This is a genomic window from Ilyobacter sp. (assembly GCF_041583315.1).
In the GTDB taxonomy this organism is placed as follows: Bacteria; Fusobacteriota; Fusobacteriia; order Fusobacteriales; family Fusobacteriaceae; genus Ilyobacter.
Genome location: NZ_JBFHGC010000503.1, coordinates 1 through 2,153 on the forward strand (window position 1 = coordinate 1; position 2,153 = coordinate 2,153).

The window sequence follows — 2,153 nt, forward strand, 5'->3', positions numbered from 1 at the left end:
TAGAAGATATGATTCCAAATCAGCTATTCTTCATTATAAAAGTAGACAAGAGAAAGTGTAACCCTAAATATATAACTTGGTACCTTCAAAGTAAGGATGTTATGAGATATTTAGATAAATTCACATCAGGAAGTGTCATCAAAGCTGTTAATAAGAAAATCTTAGAGGAAGTGGAGATACCTCTACCTGATAAATCTAAACAAGATAAATTTGTTGAACTATTAGAAAACTTTGAGAATGAAAAAAATGCTACATTAGAATATCTTGAGATGAAAGAAAACCTAATCAATGAAAAGATTATTATTTCACTGAAAGGAGCATTCCTGTATAATAATAAAAGTAAGTGGTTGAAAAAAAAAGATACCTCGATGTAAAATTAAGCTACTAAACCCAAAAATTTTACGGAGGTATCCAAATGAAGTTTAACCAAAATAACAAAATAAGTCAAGTGAAAGAATCAAGTTTAATAGTAGGTATCGATATCGGAAGCACAACCCAGTATGCTAGAGCATTTGATTGGAGGGGAATTGAGTTATCAAAAACCTTTAAGTTTGCAAATAGTAGAATAGGTTTTGAAAAATTTAATGATTGGCTTCAAAAGGTTTGTCAAAAACATCAAAAAACAGAAATAATAGCAGGTTTAGAACCAACAGGTCATTATTGGTTTAATTTATGCGAGAATATGAAAAATAACAATATAACTATTGCAATGGTCAATCCATATCATGTCAAGCAAACTAAGGAATTAGATGATAATAGTCAAACAAAGAATGACTCCAAAGATCCGAAAGTAATCGCGAAATTAGTCATCGGTGGGCGATTTAGTTATCCGTATATACCAGAAGGAATATATGCTGATTTAAGAGTTGCAGATAGATGTAGAGAAAAGATTGTCAACGAGTTAAATGGTATTAAAAATAGACTCCATAGATGGTTTTCAATATATTTTCCTGAGTACAAACTAGCATATTCTGCTATAGATTCAAAAAGTGGTTTGATGATATTAAAAGAAACTCCTTTGCCTAAGGAAATTGTTGAATTGGGCGTTGAAGGTATTTTAAAAATATGGAAAGATAAAAAAGTAAGAGCAGTAGGATTAAGTAGAGCTAAAAAGCTAGTGGAAGCAGCTAAACAAAGTATCGGATTTACAAACGGTACTCAAATGGCTAAATTAGATATCCAAATGATCATAGAGGATTATGAGTACAAAACCAAACAATTGGATATGATAACCGAAGAATCGGAGAATTTATGTAATGAAATTCCTGAAACCAAGAAATTGCTTGAGATCAAAGGTGTTGGAATAGCTACTGTAACTGCTTTTGTGGCAGAAGTAGGGGATATTAAACGTTTTAAAAGCGCTAAACAGGTTCAAAAGTATGCTGGATTATCTTTAGTAGAAAATAGTTCAGGAAAACACAATAGTTCAACAAGGATAAGTAAAAGGGGCAGAAGCAGACTCAGAGCTATACTATTTCGAGCTGCAATGCCATTAATAGGGAAAAATGAAGAATTTTCAGATATATATAAATATTACATAACTAGAACCGATAGGCCACTAAAGAAAATGCAAGCCGTAATAGCCATTTGTTGTAAACTCATAAGAATATTCTTTACGATTTTAACTAAAGGAATTGAATATAGTGGCAAAAAATTATTGTTAGATATACGAAGACCAACATTGGAACAAGTAGCATAAGGAAAAAAAAACTAAAATATAGAAAAGAAAAAAACTAATATTAGGTAAACGTCCATCTTTAAAGATACCTAAGTTTAGTTTTAAAAGTACTAAAAAGATAAATAAGAGCTAGTAGTCGAGAATTTTCCATTAGAGCATAAGACTCAGCAAAGGAGCAGAAAGACACTCAACTTATGGATAGGCAGAACGAAGGAATTTAGGACTCTTTTAATAAGACGATCCTGTTAGATATGGGAGGGTTGCTGCTGTAAGAATATTGAGGGAATAAGGCCTTCAAAAAAAAATAGTGAGGACGTTTGTTTGCTATACAAAAATTCTTGTTTTCAGTATTAAATACTATGAAATATCCATAAATAAGTAATTATTTGTCAAATTAACAAAATTAAAAACTTAATAGATACATTGAGTTATCAAGGAAAATTAATAAAAAAAATTATTTACAAATAGGGAGGAA

General features: G+C 30.6%; 2 protein-coding genes. Both read left to right on the top strand.

The features are described 5' to 3' along the window. Positions 1-374 (top strand): restriction endonuclease subunit S (locus ABZA26_RS13475; protein ID WP_372715016.1); only part of this gene is annotated, 374 nt, incomplete at its 5' end. Positions 375-415: 41 nt separating this feature from the next. Continuing rightward, positions 416-1,699: an IS110 family transposase gene (locus ABZA26_RS13480; RefSeq protein ID WP_372715017.1), complete on the top strand. Its 1,284-nt coding sequence runs from the start codon at positions 416-418 to the stop codon at positions 1,697-1,699. The last annotated feature ends 454 nt before the right edge of the window (positions 1,700-2,153 follow it).